The 22,294-nt window shown below is 63.1% G+C and carries 21 protein-coding genes; 13 read left to right on the forward strand and 8 right to left on the reverse strand.

The genetic code is table 11. The features are described 5' to 3' along the window. Nucleotides 1-183 precede the first annotated feature (183 nt). From ilvA to NZ453_RS12240, 4 genes are all read left to right on the forward strand, one after another. On the forward strand, nucleotides 184-1,695 hold the full coding sequence (ilvA, locus tag NZ453_RS12225) for a threonine ammonia-lyase, biosynthetic (protein WP_263770883.1): 1,512 nt from the start codon (nucleotides 184-186) through the stop codon (nucleotides 1,693-1,695). A 72-nt stretch (nucleotides 1,696-1,767) separates the two neighbouring features. Then, a complete protein-coding gene (gene cysK, locus NZ453_RS12230) occupies nucleotides 1,768-2,706 on the forward strand; it encodes a cysteine synthase A (protein WP_263770884.1) in 939 nt (312 codons plus the stop codon). 58 nt (nucleotides 2,707-2,764) lie between these two features. Then, nucleotides 2,765-3,910 carry a MalY/PatB family protein gene (locus NZ453_RS12235; protein ID WP_263770885.1) on the forward strand — a complete coding sequence of 382 codons (1,146 nt, stop codon included), beginning with the start codon at nucleotides 2,765-2,767 and terminating at the stop codon, nucleotides 3,908-3,910. A 64-nt stretch (nucleotides 3,911-3,974) separates the two neighbouring features. Next, nucleotides 3,975-7,526: a bifunctional diguanylate cyclase/phosphodiesterase gene (locus NZ453_RS12240; RefSeq protein WP_263770886.1), complete on the forward strand. Its 3,552-nt coding sequence runs from the start codon at nucleotides 3,975-3,977 to the stop codon at nucleotides 7,524-7,526. 43 nt (nucleotides 7,527-7,569) lie between these two features. On the opposite strand, the gene NZ453_RS12245 is transcribed toward NZ453_RS12240, so the two are convergent. After that, a complete protein-coding gene (locus tag NZ453_RS12245; protein WP_263770887.1) occupies nucleotides 7,570-8,193 on the reverse strand; it encodes a 5-formyltetrahydrofolate cyclo-ligase in 624 nt (207 codons plus the stop codon). 43 nt (nucleotides 8,194-8,236) lie between these two features. Between NZ453_RS12245 and NZ453_RS12250 the strand changes: the two genes are divergently transcribed. The 5 genes from NZ453_RS12250 (at nucleotide 8,237) to NZ453_RS12270 (ending at nucleotide 13,797) form a co-directional block, all read left to right on the forward strand. Continuing rightward, entirely contained in the window at nucleotides 8,237-10,183 is a 1,947-nt protein-coding gene (locus tag NZ453_RS12250; protein ID WP_263770888.1) for a lytic transglycosylase domain-containing protein, read from the forward strand. A gap of 37 nt (nucleotides 10,184-10,220) precedes the next feature. Further along, entirely contained in the window at nucleotides 10,221-11,180 is a 960-nt protein-coding gene (locus tag NZ453_RS12255; RefSeq protein WP_263770889.1) for a complex I NDUFA9 subunit family protein, read from the forward strand. Between the two features lie 27 nt (nucleotides 11,181-11,207). After that, nucleotides 11,208-11,831, forward strand: a complete 624-nt coding sequence (locus tag NZ453_RS12260; RefSeq protein ID WP_263770983.1) for a glutathione S-transferase family protein — start codon at nucleotides 11,208-11,210, stop codon at nucleotides 11,829-11,831. Between the two features lie 41 nt (nucleotides 11,832-11,872). Continuing rightward, nucleotides 11,873-13,111 carry a multifunctional CCA addition/repair protein gene (locus NZ453_RS12265; RefSeq protein ID WP_263770890.1) on the forward strand — a complete coding sequence of 413 codons (1,239 nt, stop codon included), beginning with the start codon at nucleotides 11,873-11,875 and terminating at the stop codon, nucleotides 13,109-13,111. Nucleotides 13,112-13,179: 68 nt separating this feature from the next. Beyond that, a complete protein-coding gene (locus tag NZ453_RS12270) occupies nucleotides 13,180-13,797 on the forward strand; it encodes a glutathione S-transferase N-terminal domain-containing protein (protein ID WP_263770892.1) in 618 nt (205 codons plus the stop codon). Nucleotides 13,798-13,836: 39 nt separating this feature from the next. Here NZ453_RS12270 and NZ453_RS12275 read toward each other — a convergent pair whose 3' ends face one another. Next, nucleotides 13,837-14,031: a YjfB family protein gene (locus NZ453_RS12275; protein WP_263770893.1), complete on the reverse strand. Its 195-nt coding sequence runs from the start codon at nucleotides 14,029-14,031 to the stop codon at nucleotides 13,837-13,839. A 199-nt stretch (nucleotides 14,032-14,230) separates the two neighbouring features. Here NZ453_RS12275 and NZ453_RS12280 point away from each other — a divergent pair, with 199 nt between their 5' ends. Next, a complete protein-coding gene (locus NZ453_RS12280; RefSeq protein ID WP_263770894.1) occupies nucleotides 14,231-14,449 on the forward strand; it encodes a hypothetical protein in 219 nt (72 codons plus the stop codon). A gap of 447 nt (nucleotides 14,450-14,896) precedes the next feature. On the opposite strand, the gene NZ453_RS12285 is transcribed toward NZ453_RS12280, so the two are convergent. Genes NZ453_RS12285 through cobT form a run of 5 tightly spaced genes read right to left on the reverse strand, consistent with a single transcriptional unit; the run spans nucleotide 14,897 to nucleotide 18,668 of the window. Continuing rightward, nucleotides 14,897-15,094: a hypothetical protein gene (locus NZ453_RS12285; RefSeq protein WP_263770895.1), complete on the reverse strand. Its 198-nt coding sequence runs from the start codon at nucleotides 15,092-15,094 to the stop codon at nucleotides 14,897-14,899. 47 nt (nucleotides 15,095-15,141) lie between these two features. Beyond that, on the reverse strand, nucleotides 15,142-16,326 hold the full coding sequence (locus NZ453_RS12290) for a class I SAM-dependent methyltransferase (protein WP_263770896.1): 1,185 nt from the start codon (nucleotides 16,324-16,326) through the stop codon (nucleotides 15,142-15,144). Between the two features lie 21 nt (nucleotides 16,327-16,347). Then, on the reverse strand, nucleotides 16,348-16,854 hold the full coding sequence (gene cobC / locus NZ453_RS12295) for an alpha-ribazole phosphatase family protein (protein WP_263770897.1): 507 nt from the start codon (nucleotides 16,852-16,854) through the stop codon (nucleotides 16,348-16,350). Further along, complete coding sequence (locus tag NZ453_RS12300; RefSeq protein WP_263770898.1) at nucleotides 16,839-17,594, reverse strand: adenosylcobinamide-GDP ribazoletransferase; 756 nt, start codon at nucleotides 17,592-17,594, stop codon at nucleotides 16,839-16,841. Before NZ453_RS12300 ends, cobC begins: the two co-directional genes overlap by 16 nt. Before the next feature lie 33 nt (nucleotides 17,595-17,627). After that, the gene (cobT, locus tag NZ453_RS12305; RefSeq protein ID WP_263770900.1) at nucleotides 17,628-18,668 is read right to left on the reverse strand and encodes a nicotinate-nucleotide--dimethylbenzimidazole phosphoribosyltransferase; all 1,041 of its coding nucleotides are present in this window, start codon (nucleotides 18,666-18,668) and stop codon (nucleotides 17,628-17,630) included. A 74-nt stretch (nucleotides 18,669-18,742) separates the two neighbouring features. Between cobT and cobU the strand changes: the two genes are divergently transcribed. The 3 genes from cobU to NZ453_RS12320 all read left to right on the forward strand — a co-directional run bounded on the left by cobU (nucleotide 18,743) and on the right by NZ453_RS12320 (nucleotide 20,639). After that, entirely contained in the window at nucleotides 18,743-19,297 is a 555-nt protein-coding gene (cobU, locus tag NZ453_RS12310; protein ID WP_263770901.1) for a bifunctional adenosylcobinamide kinase/adenosylcobinamide-phosphate guanylyltransferase, read from the forward strand. A gap of 9 nt (nucleotides 19,298-19,306) precedes the next feature. Continuing rightward, entirely contained in the window at nucleotides 19,307-19,756 is a 450-nt protein-coding gene (locus NZ453_RS12315) for a universal stress protein (RefSeq protein WP_263770902.1), read from the forward strand. 121 nt (nucleotides 19,757-19,877) lie between these two features. Continuing rightward, the gene (locus tag NZ453_RS12320; RefSeq protein WP_263770904.1) at nucleotides 19,878-20,639 is read left to right on the forward strand and encodes a TIGR02281 family clan AA aspartic protease; all 762 of its coding nucleotides are present in this window, start codon (nucleotides 19,878-19,880) and stop codon (nucleotides 20,637-20,639) included. Here the strand turns inward: NZ453_RS12320 and NZ453_RS12325 are convergent. After that, complete coding sequence (locus tag NZ453_RS12325) at nucleotides 20,628-22,121, reverse strand: cobyric acid synthase (RefSeq protein WP_263770905.1); 1,494 nt, start codon at nucleotides 22,119-22,121, stop codon at nucleotides 20,628-20,630. The two genes, NZ453_RS12320 and NZ453_RS12325, sit on opposite strands and share 12 nt — an antisense overlap. Nucleotides 22,122-22,294 lie beyond the last annotated feature (173 nt).

Here is a 22,294-nt window from a genome sequence, read left to right on the forward strand (position 1 = left end):
GCGAGCGATCGGGCGGAACGGCGGCGGGACGTCAAATCGCGTCAATGGAGCGGGCGTTTCTACTGCAAAGAATGCGGCAGTGTAAAACGATTGGCACGCAGTGCGATACGCTCCTGGACTCCATCGCCGGCGCGGGTTCCCGAGGCTGCTAGAATCGAATCTTTTGTCGGCAGGACCGTGGGCATGTATCCGGATTATCTTCAGAAAATTCTTACCGCTCAGGTCTACGACGTTGCGCTCGAAACGCCGCTCGATCCGGCCCCGAATCTTTCGGCGCGCTTGGGCACGCCGATCTTCATCAAGCGCGAGGACATGCAGCCGGTCTTCTCGTTCAAGCTACGCGGCGCGTACAACAAGATCGCGCAGCTTTCGCCCGAGAAACTCAAACGCGGCGTGATCTGCGCCTCGGCGGGCAACCACGCGCAGGGAGTGGCTCTGGCGGCTGCGCGTATCGGCTGCCGCGCGGTGATCGTGATGCCGACGACCACGCCGTCGATCAAAATCGAAGCCGTACGCGGTCGTGGAGGCGAAGTCGTTCTCGCCGGTGAATCGTACGACGAGGCCTACGCGCACGCACTCGAACTCGAGAAGCGCGAGAAGCTGTCGTTCGTCCATCCCTTCGACGACCCGGACGTGATCGCCGGCCAAGGGACGATCGGCATGGAAATCCTGCGCCAACACCCAAAGCCGATTCACGCCGTTTTTTGCTGTGTCGGCGGCGGCGGCCTGATCTCGGGCGTCGCCGCCTACATCAAGCGTTTGCGTCCTGAGACGAAGATCATCGGCGTCGAAGCCTGTGACGCCGACGCCATGACGCAATCGCTGCGCGCCGGCCGCCGGATACGACTGAAGCAGGTCGGCCTCTTCGCGGACGGCGCGGCGGTCAAGTATGTGGGCGAGGAGACGTTCCGGCTTTGCCGCGAATACGTCGATGAAATGGTGTGCGTGGATACCGATGCGATCTGCGCCGCCATCAAGGACGTCTTCGAGGACACGCGTGCCATCCTCGAGCCGGCCGGTGCCTTGGCGGTCGCCGGGGCCAAGGAATACGCGGCACGCCATCGCCTGAAAGACAAGGCACTGGTGGCGGTGGCCTCTGGAGCCAACCTCAACTTCGACCGTCTGCGCTTCGTCGCCGAACGCGCCGAGGTCGGCGAGCAGCGCGAAGCCGTGCTGGCCGTAACGCTGCCGGAAAAACCCGGCGCCTACAAAAAATTCGTGGCGTTGATCGGCTCGCGCAACATTACCGAGTTCAACTACCGCTATAACGACCCGGAGTTCGCGCGCGTTTTCGTCGGTATACAGGTGTCGTCCCGGGCCGAGTCGCTGAAGCTCGTCGAGCAGCTGCGAAAAAATGGTTATGCGACCGTCGACCTGACCGACGACGAGACAGCGAAGCTGCATGTGCGGCACATGGTCGGCGGCCATTCACCGAGCGTCGAACACGAAATCATCTACCGTTTCGAATTCCCGGAGCGTCCCGGCGCCTTGATGAACTTCCTGAGCCGGATGAGTTCGGGTTGGAACATCACTTTATTTCACTACCGCAACCATGGCGCCGACTACGGCCGCGTCATGGTCGGCATGCAGGTGCCACCCCACGAAGCCCGAGACTTTCGCGAATTCCTAAAGAACCTGGGCTACGCGCATTGGAACGAGACGGAGAATTCCGCCTATAAGCTGTTCCTCGGTTAGCTTTCGCAGCCGGAGCACGGTAACGCGGATAGTGCCCCCGCAACGACAACTCGAACGCCAAGGAGGAGAACGATGGCTCTCAATATTGCACAGAACGTTACCGACCTTATCGGCAACACACCGCTGGTGAAACTCAACCGTGTCGCGGCAGGCATTGACGGGACGGTGGCCGTCAAGCTCGAGTTCTACAACCCGGCGCACAGTGTCAAGGACCGCATCGCGATGGCGATGGTCGACGCGGCGCAGGCGGCCGGCCGTATCACGCCCGATACGATCATCCTCGAACCGACGTCGGGCAACACCGGCATCGGCTTGGCGATGGTGTGTGCGGCGCGCGGTATCCGCTGCTGCTTCACCATGCCGGAAACGATGAGCCGCGAGCGGCGTCTGTTGCTCAAAGCGTACGGCGCGCAGCTTGTATTGACCCCCGGAGGCGAGGGCATGGCCGGCGCGATCCGGCGCGCCGAGGAGATGGCTGCCGCCGATCCGCGCTACCTGATTCCCCAGCAATTTGAAAACCCCGCCAATCCGGCGATCCACCGCGCGACGACGGCCGAGGAGATCTGGCGCGATACCGACGGACAGGTGGACATCTTCGTCGCCGGCGTCGGCACGGGCGGTACCCTGACCGGTGTCGGCGAAGTGCTCAAGTCGCGTAAGCCCGGCGTGCGCGTGGTGGCCGTGGAGCCCGATGCTTCACCGGTACTTTCGGGCGGCGTCAAAGGACCGCACCCGATCCAAGGCATTGGTGCCGGGTTCGTTCCGCAGGTGCTCAATACCGAGATCTACGACGAGGTGATCCGCGTTACCGCCGAGGACGCGTACGACGTTGCCCGCCGCCTGGCGACCGACGAGGGCATCCTCGCGGGGATTTCGTCGGGTGCGGCGGTGTGGGCGGCGTTGCGCGTCGCGCGGCGGCCTGAAAATGCGGGCAAGCTGACGGTCGCTGTAGTGCCCTCATTCGGCGAGCGTTACCTGTCCACCGCTCTGTACGCCAACCTCGACGCGTGACGGATCGCCGCGCGCTGTTCCGTTCCTCTAACTGATTTCTCTTCTTTCGGTATCTGCCATGTCTGCTTCTCCCTTTGATTTCGACCGTGTGATCGACCGCCGCTCCAGCGACTCGCTGAAGTGGAACAAGTACGGCGATGCCGTGTTGCCGATGTGGGTCGCGGACATGGATTTTGTGGCGCCGCCGCCGGTGCTCGAGGCGCTGAAACAACGACTGGACCACGGATGTTTCGGTTACGGCCGTGTGCCGGGTTCCCTGCTCGATGTGGTGGTCGCGTACGCCGAACGCGAATACGGCTGGCACATCGAACCGGAGTGGATCGTCTGGCTGCCCGGCCTGGTGCCGGGAATCAATGTCGCCTGTCGGGCGGTTGACGGCGACGTGCTGACCTGCAGCCCGGTCTATCCGCCGTTTTTCTCGGCGCCGCCCTTGTCTCGACGCGACTTGGTACGCGTGCCGTTGGCACTTGCCGATGGGCGTTGGCAGTTCGACTTCGCCGCCCTCGAGGCGGCGATTACGCCGCAGACGAAATTGCTGCTTCTCTGCCACCCGCATAACCCGGTGGGCCGTGCCTGGCGTAGCGACGAACTGGCGACGCTCGCCGCCTTTTGCAAGCGGCATGATCTCATCGTTTGTTCCGACGAAATCCATTGCGACCTCGTCCTCGAAACCGGGCTTCGCCATCAACCTTTCGCCTCGCTGAACGAGGATACCGCGGCACGCACCATTACCCTGATGGCCCCGTCGAAAACCTACAACGTTCCGGGACTCGCTTGCGCCTTCGCGGTTGTTGCCGACCCAGCGCTGCGCCGCCGTTTTGTCGGCGCGACGCGCGGTATCCTGCCCGACGTCAATGTTTTTGGCCTCATTGCAGCCGAAGCCGCATTTCGTGACGGTGCGGAATGGCGCGCGGCGCTGCTCGACGTACTCCGCCGTAATCGCGATCGAGTGGAGAAAGCCGTTGCCGGCATGCCGGGACTTGCCATGACACACGTTGAGGCCACGTATCTGGCGTGGATCGACGCGCGCGGTCTGGGCGTCGAGGACCCCGCCGCGTTCTTCATGCAGGCCGGCGTCGGTCTTTCGGATGGGGCGGATTTCGGATCGCCGGGCTGGGTGCGACTTAACTTCGGGTGCCCGATCTCGACACTCGATGAGGGATTGGTTCGCATGGCCGCGGCCTGTTCGTCCCGACGGCCGTGATGTATCGTGGCGCCTTCGTCCTGACGCGGAGAGCCGCTCCAAAGGCCCCGTAGGAATGACCTCTGTGCGCCTATCGCTCCCTCGCCGCCCCGGCCGTTGGCTGGTGCTCGGTGGGGTCGGCCTGCTCGGCCTGCTTGTCACTGGCTGGGTCACGCGTTCGTTCTCAGAACACGAGCAGGAGTGGCTGGAACACCGTTTTCAGATGGCGGCCCATGCGCGCGCCGAAGAAATCGCCCACGAACTGCGTCAGCCGCTCGATGACCTCGTGATGCTGCAACGCTTGTTCGACGTGACCGACGTCGATTGGCCCGCGTTCAAGCGCTTCACCGCTTCGATGCTCAGCAAAAGAGGAGTTCTCAACCTCAATTGGGTGCCGCTTGTCACGGATGCGGAACGGGGCGCTTTCGAGGCACGCGGCAAGGAAATCTGGGGCAAAGATTTCGCGATACGGGAGATCGAGAGCGCCGGCCACCTCGTGCCGGCGGCTCGCCGTGACCATTACTTTTCTGCGTTGTACGCGGTTCCGGAGGAAAGTGCGCGGCATGGCATCGGACTCGATGTCTATTCGCTTCCCCATCGGGCGGAGATGATTGACGCCGCGATTGCAGGTAACCAGCCTGTCGTAAGCGACATCGGTCCATTGACGATCAATCCGGATATTTCCGAAGCGCTGCTGATCGTCCTTCCTGTATACAACGAAGAAGAGTCTTCCACCCCTGAGGCGCGCCAAGGAGGTGCGAAAGGAGTCGTCATTGCCGTGGCGGATATCGGCCGTCTTTTTGCAGCGGCTAACGCCGGCTTGACCGAAGCCGGTTTCAACGTGCGCCTTCTCGATGCGCAACGCCCGGATGGCGACAATGAACTGGCTGTCTGGAACGCGCGCAATCCCTGGACGGGTCCGGAGTCACATCGCGCTGTCCTTACCTCCAGCCAGCGTATCGACCTCGGCGGCAAACGGTGGCTGGTTCGGGTCGAAGCAACGCCCGGATGGGTCGAAAGCAACCAGTCACACGGATTGGCACTCATTCCGGCCTTCGGTTTCCTCGCCACCATCGTGCTCGTTCTGGGGCTGGATTTCCTTTTGCGTCGCAGTGCTCTCGTGAACGTCCTCGCGGCGACGCACGAAGACGACATCAAACGCCGCCGGGCGGCCGAGGCGCGTGCCGACATGTTGTCGATGGCCGTCGACCAGAATCCGACGTCGATCTACATCACCGATCTCGACGGTTGCGTGGAGTATGTGAATAACGGGTTCGTCGAGGCTACAGGGTGCCAGCGCGAGACGGTGATCGGCAGAAAAGCACAAGCACTACCGTGCGGGTTCGCCGACGATGCTTTGCAGGCAGAGATCGGCTCCGCGCTCGCGGCGGGGAGCGATTGGCATGGCGAGTCCTCTGTGCGGAATGCCGACGGGTCGGTGAAATGGCTGCGCACGGTCGTATTCCCGATCCGCGACGAATCGGGCATCACGACGCGCTACATGACGGTTCAGGAAGACATTACCGAGTTGCGCGAATTGATGAACCGCCTGCTCGAGAGCGAGAGCCGTTTCCGCGCCGCTATGTCGGTGATGATCGAAGGGCTGACCATCATCGGTCCCGACGGTACCTATCTGTATGCCAACCGGGCCGCCGAAGAGTATCTCAAATGCCGGGTGGACGAACTGACCGGACTGCGGCCGGAACAGTGCCCGGTACAACGCTTGCGCGAGGATGGCACGGTCTGTCCGCGGGACGAATTCCCGTCGCGCGCCACGTTGCTTGAAGGTCGGGAAGTGCGTGGTTTCATCCTCGGCCATCGCTATGCCGACGGCAGCGTACGCTGGTTCGAGGTCAACTCGTCGCCGATGCCTGCCCCGAGCGGCGGGCGATGGTGCGCCGTGCAAACGCTTTCCGACATCACCGAACGTCGCCGCGTCGAGGAAGAACTCAAGCTCGCCTTTGCCGCGATCCGCTGCAGCGGTGAAGGCATCCTGGTCACCGACGCCGAACAACACGTCGTCTCGGTCAATCCCGCTTTCGAATCCGTGACAGGCTACAGCGCGCAGGAAATCCTCGGTCAGCCTCCTGCTGTCTTCGCTTCATCGAGGCACGATGCGGCGTTTTATGCGGCGATGCAGGAAGTGCTGGAGAAGACTGGCCACTGGCAGGGGGAAGTGTGGAGCCAGCGCAAGAACGGCGAGGTTTACCTGGAATGGCTCGGCGTATCCGTCGTGCGCGACGAAGACGATCGTCCGAGGTATTACGTCTATATCTTCTCCGACATGGCGGTGCGCAACGAGGCACAGCAACGCATCGAGTTTCTCGCGCACCATGACCCGCTGACCGGTCTCCCGAACCGCCTGCTGCTGCGCGACCGCGTCGAGCAGGCGCAGGCGCAGGCGGCGCGGATGCAGAGCCACGTGGCTCTGATGTTCCTCGATCTCGATCGCTTCAAGACGATCAACGACTCGCTCGGGCATCCGGTCGGCGATGCGATGCTCAAGGAGGCCGTGGGCCGCCTGCGTAGTTGCGTGCGCGAGTCCGACACCATCAGCCGTCAAGGTGGCGACGAGTTCATCATCCTGCTCAACGACGTCCGCGACGGCGAGGCCGTTTCGCGGGTAGCCGACAAGATTCATCAACGCATGGCCGAACCGTTCGTCATCGGCGAGCACACGCTGATCGGTTCTTTCTCGATCGGCATCGCCCTCTACCCGGAGGACGGCAGCGATTTCGACAGCCTCCTGCAGAAGGCCGATACGGCGATGTATCACGCCAAGGAGGCAGGCCGGAACGGCTATCGCTTCTTCACCGAGGAAATGAACCAGCAGGTCGTTGAACACCTGACGCTGGAAACGCAACTGCGGCGGGCCATCGATAACCGCGAGTTCGTCGTGCATTACCAGCCGCAGCTCGACCTCAGCGAAGGCCGGATCATAGGTGTCGAAGCGCTTCTGCGCTGGAACAGTCCCGAGAGCGGACTGGTATCCCCAGGCAAGTTCATCCCGGTGGCGGAGAACTCGGGTCTGATCGTACCGATCGGTGCCTGGGTGCTCGGTGAAGTTTGCCGGCAGGCGCGCGCGTGGCAGGATGCGGGCCTGCCGCCTTTCGTAGTCGCCGTGAATCTGTCGGCGATCCAGTTCAAGCGCCTCGACCTCGTCAATACGGTGATCAACGCGCTCGTTCTCGCCGATCTCGACTCACAGTGGCTTGAACTCGAACTTACCGAGTCGATTCTGATCCAGGATGCGGAGGTGACGCTGGATACGGTGCGTCGCCTGAAGGCGCTTGGTGTCAAGCTCTCGGTCGACGACTTCGGGACCGGCTATTCAAGTCTTGCGTACCTCAAGCGTTTTGCCGTCGACAAGCTCAAGATCGACCAGTCGTTCGTCCGCGATCTGGTGAGCGACCCGGACGATGCGGCGATCGTGCGTGCGATCATCCAAATGGCACACAGCCTCAAGCTCAAGACGATCGCCGAAGGGGTCGAAAACGAGGAATTGGCCAATCTGCTGCACGTTTTTCATTGCGATGAAATCCAGGGGTTCTGGTTTGCGCACCCGATGCCCGCCGCAGAACTCGAATCCTTCATGCGAGCACACTTGGCCGGCACGAAGCTCGGAGAGCGCGGCTAACGGAACCTCTCGCCGCGTCAGGACATGCAAACGTCGGTGGCGTTTAGGTTTCGGGATAGAACACACCGGCTTCGGTGACCATGGCGTCGAGCGGCACATCGTGCACCATTGGAGCGATCGACTCGACTCGCGCCAGTTCGAAACCCACGCCGATCGCCAGCGGACGCGGCTGTAGCGAGGCCAAGGTACGGTCAAAGAAACCGCCGCCGTAACCGATGCGATAGCCCGCGGCATCGAAGGCGTTCGTCGGCAGCAGGAGGGCATCGGGGACCAGGAACTCGCCATCCTCCGGCGTGGGAATCCCGTACGCGTCCGGGACGAGTGGACTTTTCGGGGTCCACGCGCGAAAGGCAAGCGGGCGCTCGGAGCCAACGACAACGGGCAACAGAGCCGCAAATCCTTGGAGATTCTGTGCCAGCCAAGACGCCATCAGGGGACGGAGATCCGGCTCGTTCTTGACCGGCCAGCAATAGGCGACCCGCTTGCGGGCGAGTTGAGGAAATGCTGTGCGCAAATGGCCGCAAATGACGCTGGAAAATTGCGCATGCATTTCCGGAGGAAGCGCCTGCCGTTTCTCGACGCTTTCGCGACGTAGCCGCCGACGGTATGCCAAGCGTGCCTCGTCGCTTGATAAATCCTCGATTCCTGCCGTTGCGTCGACGCCCATGTGGTATGCTCAAAAGCAGTGTTTACGCGCCTTCCAGCTTATCATGAAGTTCCTCCGCAGCACGCTCCTCCTCTTCGCCGTCCTTTTCGTATCCTCGCTGCCTCCTGCCCACGCCGCACCGGGCGATGAGCGAATTCTCGCTGCCAATGCCGCCGCACGCGGCGGCGACCGTGGCGCACTCGAACGTCTTGCCCCGGAAATCAAAGGACACGAACTCGAGTCCTACGTCGACTACTGGCGTCTTTCCGTCGACCTCGGCAACGCCGACCCGCAGGCGATCAAGGCATTCCTGACGCGCAACGAAGGCAGCTACATCGCCGAGAAGATGCGTGCCGACTGGCTTAAGCAACTCGCCAGGAAACAGCAATGGGCCGACTTCGACGCCGAATACCCGTCGCTGGTGCAGCCCGACCAGGAGCTCGCTTGTTACGCGCTGCAAAGCCGTCGCCGCCAAGGGGATGCGTCGGTCCTCGACGAAGCGATGCCGCTGTGGCAAAACCTGATCGAGCCGCCCGAGTCGTGCTATCCGGTGTTCGAAGCGCTGATCATCGAAAAACGCGTCCTCGCCGACGGTGTTTGGGCCCGCGTCCGCCGACAAGTGGAAGCCAATCGCTTGGCCGGCGCGCGTTTTACCATGAACTACTTGCCGGCGAGCCAAACGCCCGAAATCCGAGTGGCCGAGACGGTTCTCGACAAGCCGCTGGCGTGGCTTGTCAAACTCCCCGCCAGCATTGCCGGCAACCGCATGAATCGGGAATTGGCGGCGCTGGCGATCAGCCGCATCGCCCGTAATGACCCACGCATGGCCGCCGAACGCCTTGGCAAGATCGAAAGTCAGCTGCAGGCGGATGAGCGGAACTGGGCCTGGGGCCAAATCGGCTGGCAAGCGGCGCAGAAACACATGAGCGACGCGCTCGACTGGTACGCAAAGGCCGGTAACAAAGGGCTTTCCGACGAGGTGATGCAGTGGAAAGTGCGTGCGGCGTTGCGTTCCCAGGATTGGGGGACGGTGCGCACGACGATCGAGAAGATGCCCACTGAACTCGCCGAACAGCCGGCATGGACTTATTGGCTCGGGCGCGCGTATCGCGCCGGCGGCCGCTTGCAGGATGCGGACAACCTGTTCGCCAAGATTTCTGGCCAGCCGAATTTCTACGGCAACCTGGCCGACGAGGAACTCGGACGCGCCGTTGCGCTGCCGCCAAAAGCGACACCGCCGACGCCGAGCGAAGTGGCCGCGATCGCAGCAAAGCCCGGCGTGCAGCGCAGCTTGGCGTTATTCCGGGTCAACCTGCGTACGGAGGGCGTGCGGGAATGGAACTGGACTTTGCGCGGGATGAGCGACCGCGAACTCCTGGCCGCCTCGGACATCGCCCAGCGTGCGGGAATCTATGATCGCGCGATTGCCGCCGCCGATCGGACCCGCAGCGAGCACGACTATTCCCTGCGTTACCTCTCGCCGTTCAGCGATCAGGTGCGCCCGGCAGCGCGTAGCCAGTCGCTCGACGATGCCTGGGTTTACGGCCTGATGCGTCAGGAGAGCCGTTTCATTACCAACGCGAAGTCATCCGTTGGCGCGGCCGGTCTCATGCAGCTCATGCCGGCGACGGCCAAATGGGTCGCGCGCAAGATCGGACTGCGTGATTTTCAGCCGAACCAGGTCCATGACGCCGAAACCAACGTCCTGCTCGGCACGAGCTACATGCGCATGGTGCTGGAAAGCCTCGACAACCATCCCGTGCTCGCCTCGGCGGCTTATAACGCCGGGCCGGGGCGCGCTCGCAAATGGCGAGCGGACAGCCCGATGGAAGGCGCCATCTACGCCGAGACGATTCCGTTCAACGAGACACGCGACTACGTCAAGAAGGTGATGAGCAACGCCGTGTATTACTCGGCGCTGTTCGACGGCAAGGCGCAGTCGATCAAGAGCCGCCTCGGCGTGATCGGCGTGCCGACCGTGCTTGATCCTAAGGCCGAGGAATTGCCGTAAAATCGACATCTTCGCTTTTTTGGGTCGCAGAGGCGCTATGAACGTCAACAAGGTGTTGTTGATCGGGGGGAGCGGATTCATCGGTGGATGGGTCGCCAACCGGCTGTCGCAACGCGAGATCCGCGTCACCATTCCGACGCGTCGTTACGACAAAACCAAACTCGGGACGCTGGTGCCTACGGTCTACATGGCCGACGTGGACGTCAACGACGAAAAGGCGTTGGCAGAAGCCATGGAGGGCATGGATGCGGTCATCAATCTCGCCGGCATCCTGCACGACGGCGACTCGAGCAAACCGTATGGCAAGCGCTTCGCCGCGGTGCACGTCGAATTGCCGAAGAAGATCATCGCCGCGATGAAGGCGACCGGCGTACGTCGGCTCGTGCACATGAGCGCGCTCAAGGCCGCGCCCGACGCGCCGTCCGCCTACCTGCGCTCCAAGGCAGCCGGTGAAGCGGCCGTACTCGACGCGGCGAAAGATGTCGATGTGACGATTTTCAGGCCGTCGGTCGTCTTCGGTCCGGGCGACTCGTTCCTCAATCGTTTCGCCAGGATGCTGAAGTTGTTTCCCGTTTTGCCGCTCGGCGGTTCGTCGGCGCGCTTTCAGCCCGTTTTTGTTGGCGACGTCGCCGACGCCATCTCTGCGAGCCTCACGAACAGCGAGACGTTCGGCAAGACCTACGAGCTGGCGGGGCCCAAGGTCTATACGTTGCGTGAACTCGTCGAGTGCACCGGCAAAATGGTGGGCAAGTCGCGGCCGGTGATCGCTCTTCCGGACGGACTCGCTTACTTTGAGGCCGCCGTCTTGAGCCTGCTGCCGAACCCGCCGCTGTCGCCGGACAACCTGCGCTCGATGCAGGTGGACAACGTCACCGACGGCCACCAAGTTTTTCCCGGCTGGCACCCCCGCTCGCTGGAGGCGATCGCGCCGACCTATCTATCGTCTGTCAAGCTGAGGCAGCGGATGGACGGATACCGTTGCCGCGCCGGGCGCTAAGTTCACCCCTGGAGTATTGTTTTCATGATGAAACTCGTCATCGGCGACCGTAATTATTCGTCGTGGAGCCTGCGTCCCTGGCTCGTGATGAAACAAGCCGATTTGCCTTTCGAAGAAATCCCGATCCGCCTGAGCAGTACCGGCGCCAAGGCACAGATTCTCAAATATTCGCCTTCCGGCAAGGTTCCCTGTCTGATTGACGGCGAGACGGTGGTCTGGGAGTCTCTCGCCATCTGCGAATACCTAGCCGAAAAAGTCCCCGGCCTCTGGCCCGCGCACGCCAAGGCCCGCGCCGAGGCGCGCTCGATTTCCGCCGAGATGCATGCCGGCTTCCGAGCTCTGCGCCGGAGCATGCCGATGGAGATCCATGCCTCGAAACCGTTTGAGGGCCGTACACCGGAAGGCGGCGCCGATATCGCCCGCATCGTGGATATCTGGGAAGGTTGCCGTAGCCGTTTTGCCGAGCAGGGGCCCTTCCTGTTCGGCCGCTTCTCGATTGCCGACGCGATGTTCTCACCAATCGTCTGGCGTTTCCTCACCTATGCCGTGGAGTTGCCGCCGGCCTCGCAAGCGTGGGTGGAAAACATGTGCGCGCTTCCGGCTATGCAAGAATGGCGTACCGGCGCGCTGGCCGAGAAGGGTGTGAAATAGCGGGTTGGCTGCCGCCTGCTGACCGCCATCGCGAGTCGCCCATGCAGATATTCACTGTCGGCGGTGCCGTTCGCGATGAACTTCTCGGCTTGCCCGTGCAGGATCGTGATTTCGTCGTCGTCGGCGCCTCGCCGGAGGACATGCTGGCGCGTGGTTTTCGGCCCGTCGGCAAGGACTTTCCGGTCTTTCTCCATCCCGAGACGCACGAGGAATATGCGTTGGCGCGTACCGAGCGCAAGGCCGGTCATGGTTACAAGGGCTTTACCGTCTACGCGGCGCCCGACGTTTCGCTAATCGAGGATTTGGCGCGCCGCGACCTGACCATCAATGCGATCGCGCGTGCGCAAGACGGAACGCTGACCGATCCTTTCAACGGCGTGGGCGATCTTCGGGCGCGCATTCTCCGCCACGTCGGACCGGCTTTCATCGAGGATCCTGTCCGTATCCTCCGTTTGGCGCGGTTTGCGGCCCGGTTTACGGACTTTTCGGTGGCCCCGGAAACAGTCGAACTGATGCGCGAGATGGTGCGCAGCGGCGAAGCCGATCATCTGGTGCCGGAACGCGTCTGGCAGGAACTCGCGCGCGGCCTGATGGAAGCACGGCCATCGCGCATGATCACCGTGCTGCGCGACTGCGGTGCGCTGGCCCGGCTGTTGCCTGAGGTTGATCGTTTATTCGGCGTTCCTCAGCGTGCCGATTACCACCCGGAAGTTGATACCGGGGTGCATGTGATGATGGCACTCGACTGGTCGGCGCGCTGCGGCTTTGCTCTGCCCGTACGCTTCGCGGTCCTGTTGCACGATCTAGGCAAAGGCACAACGCCGGATACGGATCTACCCCGCCACCCCGGACACGAAGCGAGGAGCGTAAAGCTCGTCGACGAGGTGTGCGGCCGTCTGCGTCCCCCGACGGAGTGTCGCGACCTCGCCGTACTCGTCGCTCGTTATCACGGGGACATCCGACGCGGTCCCGAACTCCGCGCCGGTACGATTGCCACCTTGCTTGAGCGGGCGGATGCTTTGCGCCGGCCGGAGCGGTTCCGCCAGTTGCTCGATGCGTGTGCATGTGATTTCCACGGCCGGCTCGGCTGGGAGGACAAACCTTTGCCGGAACCCGATCTTTTCCCGCGGGCGCTGGATGCCGCCCGCTCGGTTGACGCGGCGGCCATAGCGGCTTCCTGCGCCAGCACGGCACAAATCGCCGAGCGCTTGCATGCTGCCCGCGTTGAGGCGATCAAAAAGGCGTTGGCGCGCCCCGACATTGACGGCGACGCGAACTGACCTTGCACGTTTCAAGCGGCCTGATCACAGGCGCGACATCCTGAAATTTTCGTCTACGGAGACTATCGATGATCACGCTTTATACATGGGGAACACCCAATGGGCGCAAGGTTTCGATCATGCTCGAGGAGTGCGGGCTGCCTTATGAAGTCCGCCCGATCGACATCACCCGTGGAGACCAGTTTCGGTCCGACTTCGTCGCGGTCAATCCGAATTCCAAGATTCCGGCGATCATCGATTCGGACGGCCCAGACGGGGCGCCCATCACGCTCTTCGAGTCTGGTGCCATCCTCGTTTACCTGGCCAGCAAGACGGGCCGATTCCTGCCGGGCAGCGACCGCGGCAAGTTCGAGGCATTGCAGTGGCTGATGTTCCAGATGGGCGGCGTGGGGCCGATGTTCGGGCAGGCGCACCACTTCCGGCGTTTTGCCCCCGAGCAGATCCCTTACGCGATCAAGCGCTACAGCACCGAAACGGTCCGGCTCTATGGGGTACTCGACAAACGGCTTGCCGAAACGGAATTCCTTGCCGACGAGTATTCAATTGCGGACATCGCGACTTACCCATGGGTTGCGCGGCATGAGTGGCAAGGCGTAGACCTTACCGATTTTCCGGAAGTACTGCGTTGGTTCGAAACGATTGGTGCGCGAGCGGCGGTCGTGCGCGGGATGGCCGTCCCCGGCTAGCAAAGAAGAAAGGGATGCGAGCTTGCTCGCCCCGGAACGTCAAGCGAAGGTGTTAACGTTATTACCGAGCGTTGCCGTCGTTCCGGGAGCCGCTTGCGGCAACGCTTGGACGAGTTGCAACGCCGCTTGTGCCTGAAGATCGAGCGACTTTTTCAGGACGGCAATGGCCACGGCATTCCCTGTACTTGCAGAGCTCAGTGAAGCCGACACGTTTCCGACGCTGTTGATATCCATAGTGACCTCGTTGCTACATTCTTACCTTAGCACGTTTACTGGCATGTGCGGACAGGCGCTGCACTTTTCAAGAGCGGCATTGGGACCCCAAAAAAATAGTCTTCTTTGCCTCAACCTTTTTCGTCACGGTGCGTTATCTCAAACACGAGCTCGCTGTTTTGAGTCCCTTTGATGGATGGCCGATGCAATGGTGAAAACGATGGAAATGGAATCCGGAAAAGTCCTGGACGAGGCGTGCAACAGCAACAATGACGCCTACAGCGACGAAGGTTTGTATACGGCATGGTTGCATGCGCCGCAGACGGCTGTCGCGCCGACACGCGCGGCAGACAACGGAAATACCTGGGCAATGTGGGCGGCCTTCCCCGCGTTCATCGCCCGACCGGGTGTTGCCAAGGGCAAGGCGGGTCTTCACTAGGCGGCTGCCACGCGCGGATGTGCCGCTTAGTGAGGGTCCGCCTTATCCGGCAACCCGGCAGGCGGTGCGGAATGTTGGCTCGGGGCTGCTGGTGGGGCGGAATAGGATTAACGACCGCCCTTGATTAAATAGCATCCTCCCCCGAGTCTGCCGTTGGCGTGCTCGCGGAATTCCCAACGCCGCGCCGTACGCCGACCACTCCCAATACTTCACGCTCCGAGGATAGCCGCTTTGTGCCGTGGCGTTCTCTGGGTTGCTTGGGCTCTTTTCCAAACTCCAACTGGACAGGCGAAACGCCTACGTCAGGTCCCCGCCCGTTTCGGGCCTTAGCGCTCTTAGTTCAGGCGAGGGCTTGATCGAAAGTTGCGCGCGTGCTCGTCATTGCCATCGCCAGGTCGTGCCGGCCCCTCTGAGCAGAAGAATGGCGCGATTAACCTTTGGCCATGCCTACTGTCTTTGGGGCGTAAGTAAGGAAGCCTTGATCGGTGGTGGGTGCAGTGCAAGCTGTTGAGGGGTGGCTTCAGCAAGATCGTGAAGCACCGTGCCGATTGCGATTCCGAGTAGCAGGCGGACTAGGAGGCGGGTGCCGCGATCGATGATGGTTTCCATGGTGCCCATGAAAACATGGCCGCATTGCGCTGCCATGACAGGCCTCCAGTAGACCACCAGGCGGCGTGCCCTGCACCCTGGCCCTAAAGCGTGAGCCGTCGGTCGTTGTGCGCGAAGCCGATCAGGGCGTCATCGAGGCCTTTGCCGAGCGCGATGACCTTGAACAAGTCTCCCATTTCTGCGGGCGAAATCAGTTTCTGTGCGGCTTGCGCCTGCGGCAGGTAGCGTCCATGGTCATCGGTCGGGATGCGCGCCAGCGCCTCGGTGAGACCGCAATTGAGCAGGAAACTGGCCTGCGTGGCGTAGCCGAGGACATCGAGCCCCGCCTCGAATCCGGCCTCCGCGATCGCCGTAAAGTCCACGTGCGCGGTGATGTCCTGCAGCCCGGGCAGGAAGAACGGCTCCGTGTGTGCCCGATGCCGGTAGTGGCACATCAGCGTTCCGGTGTCGCGCTGGGGATGATAGAACTCGTGGCGCGGAAACCCGTAATCGATAAGCAACAGCGCGCCTCGGCCGATGATCTGTCCCCACGAGGCCGTCCAGTCCCTGGCGGCGAGGCCAAGCTCGCTCAGATAGCCGACCGGCAGTTCGTTCTCGTCGGCAACCGTGAGCGCGGCGTCCCGGACGCGCGGGCTGGCCGGCCGGTCGTCCCAGCGGAACGTCTGCCCGTTCCGATCGAGAACCACTCCGCGTTCGAGAATCATCTGTTCATCCGTTTCGGTACCCCAGACGACGAGGTGCACGGGCATCGCGTCGAGCAGTTCGTTCGCCAGCACGAGCCCGTCGAAGCGATCGGGAAGGCGATCGAGCCAGCGCACGCGTTCGACAAGGTGCGGAACCGCAGCCTCGATCGTCGCCCGTTGCCGCGCGCGCAATTCGCCCGACAGGTCGAGGATTGCGTATTGCTCGGGAAGAGCCGCGCGTCGTTCGAGGTCCTGCAACAGATCAGCGGCGAGCCGCCCCGATCCGGCACCGACTTCGAGGACGTACGGCGCGCTGAGCGAGAGAATTTCCTGCACTTGGGACGCCAGCGCCCACGCGAACAGCTCTGAGAGTTCGGGGGCTGTGACGAAGTCGCCCGCCGCGCCGAATTTGTGCGCGCCACCGGAGTAGTAGCCCATTCCCGGCGCGTAGAGCGCAAGGTCCATGAAACGGTCGAAACCGATCCATCCTCCCGCGGCAGAAATTTCGTCCGCGATGCGGCGTTGCAACGCATTGCTGAAGGCGAGCGCGTCGGCGGCGGGTGTGGGAAGGTCGGTCGTGGCCATTTTTTCAGCGGTCCTGCGTGGTCAGACCCGCAGCGTTGTGATGCTGCCAAAGTCGAACTTCATTTGCGTCCACTCGGCGACCGGCAGGTGAAGCCAATGACCGACGAGAGCGCGCAGAATCCCCGCGTGAGCGACGATCGCGACATGTTCGCCCGAGAGCGACGCGGCGAAGCTGACGGCGCGGTCTCTCAGTTGCGCCACGGATTCACCGCCCGGCGGAACGAAATTGAGGACGTCGGCCGCCCAGGCATCGAGGGCTTGCCGGTCGATCCGCGACCAAGGCCGGCCTTCCCATTCGCCAAAATCGATTTCGCTCAGCCGGCCGTCAACGCGAACGGCCGGATCCAGCGCTTCGGCGAGCTGGCGTGCCCGTCGCAACGGACTCGAAAACACCGGGACACCCGCGGGCAGGTGAGGGCGGATACGTGCCGCGGCGACGCCCGGCAATTCCGCATCTACATCGCAACGCCCGTAACAGATGCCGGGTTCGATCAGCGGGCGCGGGTGCCGGATCAGGAAAACTTGCACAATAGCCCGGCGTAGAAGGCGACTTCGGCGAGTTGCTGTGTCGCTCCAAGGCAGTCGCCCGTATAGCCGCCAACCTGGCGCTTGAACATTCGTGCCATCCACCAGGTCGCGAGTACGGCGAGGAGGACGGCGGGAATGGATTGCCGCAATGGTAGCAGGAGCAAGGGCAATAGCCCTGTGCCTATGGCGAATGCAAAGGCGCGCGGCCCGATGTGTGTGGACATAGGCTTGGCTTTGCCTTCGTCGCGCACGTACTCAAGTGAGCGCAACACCGTGGTGGCACACAAACGCGAGAAGGTGTGCCCGGCAAGCAGCGAGGCTGCCACCAATAGCGGCTCGATTTCCACCAGCGCGCAGAACTTCGCAAGCAGGAGAAGGACCAGCGCCACGGCGCCGAAGCTGCCGATGCGCGAATCCTTCATGATGGCGAGGATGCGCTCCTTGTCCCAGCCGCCGCCGAAACCGTCGACGGTGTCGCTCCAGCCGTCTTCGTGGAAAGCGCCGGTGGCGTAGATCGTTGCCGCCATCGACGCGACGACGGCCAAGGTGCGCGGCCAGAAGAATGTCGTAACGGCGTAAACGATCGCCGCGATGCCGCCGACGATGAGGCCGACGGCCGGGAAGTAGCGCGTCGAATGCTGCAACGCCTCGCTGCTGTGCCCGATCCAGCGCGGTACCGGCAGCCGGGTGAAGAAGCGAATGGCGCCGAAGAAATACTCGAGTTCGTTACGCGCGGACATGGGCGGCTGGGGGTGCGTTGGAGAAAGCGGCGTTCAGCACTGCTCGCTGACGCCCGCGGATTCGAAGCTCGCCATCTCGTTGAGGAAGGCAACGGCGGCGCGCACGAGTGGCCAAGCCAACGCCGCGCCCGTGCCTTCGCCCAGACGCAGGCCGAGGTCGATCAGCGGGTCGCCGCCGAGCTCGCGCAACTGGGCAAGATGGCCGGGTTCCGCCGAGCGATGGCAAAAGATGCAGTACTCGCGCACGTTGGGCGCGATGCGCGCGGCGGCGAGCAAGGCCGAGGTAACGATGAATCCGTCGATGAGCAGGACCATGCCGCGCTGAGCCGCGCCGAGCATTGCGCCGGCCATCATGACGATCTCGAAGCCGCCGAACTCGGCGAGCACGGAGCGCGGGTCCGGCTGCGCGGGCAATTTGGCGCGCTCGACGGCCTGCGCTAGCAGGTCGCGCTTACGGGTCAGTCCTGCATCGTTGAGACCAGTACCCCGGCCGACGCAATCGATCAACGGCGTACCGGTCAGCGCGTGTGTGATCAGCGACGCGGACGCCGTGTTGCCGATTCCCATCTCGCCGAAGCCGAGTACGTTACAACCGGCGTCGTTTAATCCCCGGGCGATCTCAGCGCCCTTGGCGAGTGCCGCTTCACATTCGGCGAGGGTCATTGCCGGTTCGGACAAATAGCTGCGGGTGCCGGGCCCCATGCTCGCGTCGACAAGATCCTTCCGTTTGCCGAAGTCGTGGGCGACGCCGGCGTCTACGATCTTGAGCGCCATGCCGTTCTGCCGGGCGAACACGTTGATGCCGGCGCCCCCGGCAAGGTAGTTTTCGACCATCTGCCAGGTGACCTCCTGCGGGAAGGCCGAAACGCCCGCCTTGGCCGCGCCGTGGTCACCGGCGAAGACGAGGATGTGCGGATTCGTGAGCGAGGGAGTCAGCGTCTTCTGAATGCGCCCAATCTGCAACGCCATGCGTTCGAGTTGCCCGAGCGCGCCGAGCGGTTTGGTTTTGTTGTCGATCTTGTGTTGAAGCGCTGCGTCGAGCGAATTATCCAGGGGGCGAATGGAGAAGGGCATGGTGTGATATTCGAATTTGGAAGCGGGAAAAACCCGCAATTATACGCCCCGGGGTGTCATGCTAAGCTTGTTGCATGAACGAGTTGATCATCGGCGGTGCCCGTTCGGGCAAGAGTTCGCTGGCAGAAGCGCGGGCGGCGGAAAGCGGCTTGCGGGTCGTCTACGTTGCCACGGCGCAGGCTCTCGACGGTGAAATGACGCGCCGCATCGCGCACCATCGTGCGCGGCGTCCCGCCACCTGGGGGCTTGTCGAATCGCCGCTCGATCTTGCCGTGGCGCTGCGCCGGCATGCAGCGCCCGATGTCTGCCTACTCGTCGATTGCCTGACCCTCTGGCTGTCGAACCTGCTCTTCGCCGGGGCGGCCGCTCGGCAGGCGGAAGCGGGCGAAACCGTCGATTGTCCGCGCCTTGCCGGCGAGGTGGCGGCGCTTGTCGAATGCTTGCCCCGGTTGCCGGGGCGAGTGATCCTCGTCTCCAACGAAGTCGGTTGGGGCATCGTGCCGATGGCGGCGGTGTCGCGGCTTTTCGCCGACGAACAGGGTCGGCTCAATCAGCGCGTCGCCGCAGTCTGCGAACGTGTGACGCTGGTGGCTGCCGGTCTGCCGCTCGTACTCAAACAACCCGCTTAGGAGGACGTCATGTACAAACGCATCATGGCTGCCGTCGATGAGAACTTCGCCACGGGTCCGGTGCTGGAGGCGGCGATCGCCATGGCGGCGCAATCGCGCGCCCGGCTGGCGGTCTGCTATGCGCTCGACCACACGGTTTTCGCACGGCGCGAGGGCCAAGTCCTGCTTGCGAACAGCGTCGAGCAGATCGAGAGCGACATGCATGGGCCCGCGCAGGAAGTAGTCGACCGGGCGGCCGAGGCCGCGCGGGCATCCGGGCTGGAGGTCGACACGCGCATTGTCGAGTCGGAAAAGGAAACGGTGGCCGACATGCTGGCGCGCGCGGCGCTAGAGTGGCAGGCGGATTTGCTCGTGGTCGGCATGCACCGCCTTGGTGTGGAGCGTTTCTTTGTCGCCAGTGTGGCAGAGGCGTTGGCCAAGAAGGCGACGACGTCCTTGCTGCTCGTGCGCTCAGCGTAGGGCAAAATTGAAAGAAACATGAAACGCAGGCGGAGACGCGCGAAGACGACGTTCCGCCTGGTGCCGCAATAAAATCGGGTCAATGCTGACGACCGCACAAAAAAGCAGTTGAGGGGGAAAGATGGGGAAAAAAGGGAGGGGGAGGTCGACACTCGCCGCCGCGCTGATCGCGCTGGCATGTCCAGCCGTTTCGGCGGTGGCACGCGATTGCGACGAGCGCTATTTCGCGGCCGACGATTATGCCAATGCGAAGCCGTTGCGCCGGCCGTCCGCGAAATTCGCGCAAGCCCTGGCTGACGCGCAAGACGGCACGGCGAGCGCCCAGCGCGCCGTGGCGGTGAGCTACGAGACGGGCTACCTCGTCTCGCGCTGTGAGTCCAAGGCGTACCGCTGGTACGAAAAAGCCGCCGCAGGAGGCGATGCAACGGCCCGCACATGGATCGAGCGACGTCAAGCCTTGTCGGCGTTGAGCCGCGGCGACGAATGCGTCGGCGAACATTGCTCGGGACATGCCGAGAACCGGGTCGCCATGCTTTACGCCGACGCGGCGCGCAGCGGGCATTTCTTCGCCCCGATCACGATCAACGGCCACACCGTACGCGGCCTGGTCGACACCGGCGCCTCGTCACTGGCGATGAGTGCGGAGACCGCGAAGGCCTTCGGCATCACCGCCGCTGGTGCAAAGGCCGGACAGGCATCCACGGCGAACGGCACGATTTCTACGCAGAACCTGGTCGTGCCGCTGGTCGATATCGCGGGCATCAAGCTGCGGGACGTCGAAGTCTCGATCGGCGTTAGCGGCGAAACACTGATCGGTATGAGCGTTCTGCGGCGCCTTAATGTCGGCATGACGCCGGGAACGCTCTCGCTCTCAAAACGGTAACCACTCCGCAAGCCGACGCAAGTCTAAGTGCGCCTCGACGGCGTCGGCGAGGCGGTCGATGTCGTGCTCGCGGCGTGCGTTTGGATCGAAACTCGCCGACGGCCGGTGCCCGGCCCAAGTGAGCAAAGCGTCCAATGCCTCCGGCGTGTCGAACAATCCGTGACAATAGGTGGCCAGAATCTGCCCATCCGCCGACAGTGCGCCTTCGGCCACGGTCGACGACCCGCCGGCCGGAGTCGCCAGATCGGTGGCCGGTTGATCGAGCGCCGGCCCACGCGTCACGCCCATGTGAATGCGGTAGCCGGCAATCGCCGGTGCGCCGGGGAGGCGCAGCGTGCCGGTGACATTTTCGAGCGTCTTTTCCGTTTCCAGCGTCGTCTCGTAGTCAAGCAGCCCGAGCGCCGGAGCGCTGCCCGGTTTACCTTCGAGTCCGAGAGGATCGTGCAACTGGCGACCGAGTATCTGCAACCCGCCGCAAACCCCAATCACCTTGCCGCCGTAACGCAAATGCCGGCGGATCGCGTTCTCCCAGCCCATTTCGCGCAGCCAGGCCAAGTCGGCCTGCACCGCTTTCGAGCCGGGCAGAACGATCAAGTCGCACGGCGGCGGCAAGTCGTGCGGCCCGACAAAGGCGAAGTCGACTTCCGGATGGAAGCGTAGCGGGTCCAGATCGTTGTGGTTCGAGATGCGCGGGTAGGCCGGTGCCACGACTTTCAAGCGCGCGGCGCTCTTGGCCTCCTTGCCGCGCGGTAGCGCGTCCTCGGCGTCGAGATAGAGACCGTGGACGTAGGGGAGCACGCCGAGGACCGGTTTCCCGGTGCGCTCCTCGAGCCAGCGCAGGCCCGGTTCGAGAAGGCTGATGTCGCCGCGAAAACGGTTGATCACGAAACCCTTTACGCGCGCCTGTTCGCTCGCCGAGAGCAGGTCCAGCGTACCGACGAGGTGCGCGAAGACGCCGCCACGGTCGATATCGGCGATGAGGATCACCGGGCAGTCGACGGCTTCGGCGAAGCCCATGTTGGCGATGTCCCGGTCGCGCAGGTTGATCTCGGCCGGGCTTCCCGCACCTTCAACGAGCACGCACTCGTAGGCGACGCACAGCCGCCCCCACGATTCGAGCACAGCTTTCATCGCCCGCGGCTTGTACTCGTGATAAGCACGGGCGTCGAGGTCGGTGAGCGCCTTGCCGTGGATAACCACCTGGGCGCGCTTGTCGGTGGCGGGTTTGAGCAGGATCGGATTGAAGTCAATGTGCGCGGGAACGCGGGCGGCGATCGCCTGCAATGCCTGCGCGCGGCCGATTTCGCCGCCGTCCACGGTGACCGCCGAATTGAGCGCCATGTTCTGCGGCTTGAATGGAGCAACCCGGACGCCGCGGCGTGCGAGTACGCGGCAGAGCGCGGCGACGAGAACCGATTTTCCGGCATCGGAAGTACAGCCCTGGACCATCAGGCAGGGGGTCTTGCGGGAAATAATGGACATGGGGTCGGTGCGGCGCAGTGCCGTTGTCAAAAGAACGGATTAATCGGTGTTTGGCGGTTGTCGAGGTTTTCCCGGCCTCCGTTGGATGGAATGCTGGAAAACGATCCGTCATTGCAGCGGCCTCGATTCGCCCCGGTTGGGGTTAGGGCGTAGAATTCCGCCTTCGTTGCTCC

The organism is Propionivibrio soli (assembly GCF_025770765.1).
In the GTDB taxonomy this organism is placed as follows: Bacteria; Pseudomonadota; Gammaproteobacteria; order Burkholderiales; family Rhodocyclaceae; genus Propionivibrio; species Propionivibrio soli.